The organism is Shimwellia pseudoproteus, from assembly GCF_016415625.1.
Taxonomy (GTDB): Bacteria; Pseudomonadota; Gammaproteobacteria; order Enterobacterales; family Enterobacteriaceae; genus Shimwellia; species Shimwellia pseudoproteus.
The window spans coordinates 1-893 of record NZ_WBXP01000117.1 but is presented as its reverse complement, the minus strand read 5'-3'; the positions used below and the strand labels follow the sequence as shown (position 1 = coordinate 893).

Sequence of the window (893 nt, the reverse complement as noted above, 5' to 3'; positions counted from 1 at the left end):
GACGAAAGCAGGTATGCCTGAAAGTGTGCGTATTGCCTGAAAACACAACCCGCTACGGGGGAGACTTACCCGAAATCTGATTTATTCAACAAAGCCCTTTCAAGGGTGAGATAAGTGAGGCTCGGGGTAATTCTGTGGCCGTGAAAATATAGCTAACGAACGGAGGCAGGTTTAACAGCATGTTGCTGTCGATATAAAAACGTTCCGCCTGCCGGATCGTGCGCTCGTCGTCTATAACTTCGGTCAGTACCCGATTGGTTTTTGCTTTGCGACTCTCATCGTCAACTAAAATCGTACCGGACATTTTCGCCACCCATAACGCGGTGTCAGGGTCTTGCAGTTTATACACCAGTTTAAATTTTGCGTTTTCCACTACGGCACCCACCACGGCGTCGCCGTTTAAATCGGCGGGGCAGTCGCGTAAATCGGCAACGGACTGGTGATCCATAATGATATGCACGCCTTTATCTCGGGCAGCGCCTAAACCCTCAAGTGCAGGCCGTGATAAATGGTATTTTAGTTCGGCCAGGTGAATAGCAATCGGGCGTGGCGTGGTATTGATTCGGTCGCGTAACTCAGCAAGCTGCATTAACCGAACTAAAATCATGCGTTGAGTTGCTATCACTTTACTGTTGCGCATTGAACCGATGATGTAACAGCAACCGCCGTCGTCAAAAATCTTTTTTAATGCTAACCCATCTGGGGCATTAATGGAGTTTAATAAAGCCAGCTCCTCTATTTTACCGAAGAATCCTTTAATCGTTTCGGCAATGCTCTGCACGAAATCGCTGTTGAGGGGTTTGAGGGCCAATGGAACGAAAACGTACGCTAAGAAGTTAATTCATTGTTTAAATTGAAATTTAGTTCTCTCAGTTCCCCCTTCAAAATATCCT

General features: G+C 46.7%; 1 pseudogene. It reads right to left on the bottom strand.

Features of this window, described 5'->3' with window-relative positions:
• Nucleotides 1-97: 97 nt before the first annotated feature.
• A pseudogene (locus F9C28_RS19985) lies at nucleotides 98-793 on the bottom strand (MFS transporter); the annotation flags it as partial.
• Nucleotides 794-893 lie beyond the last annotated feature (100 nt).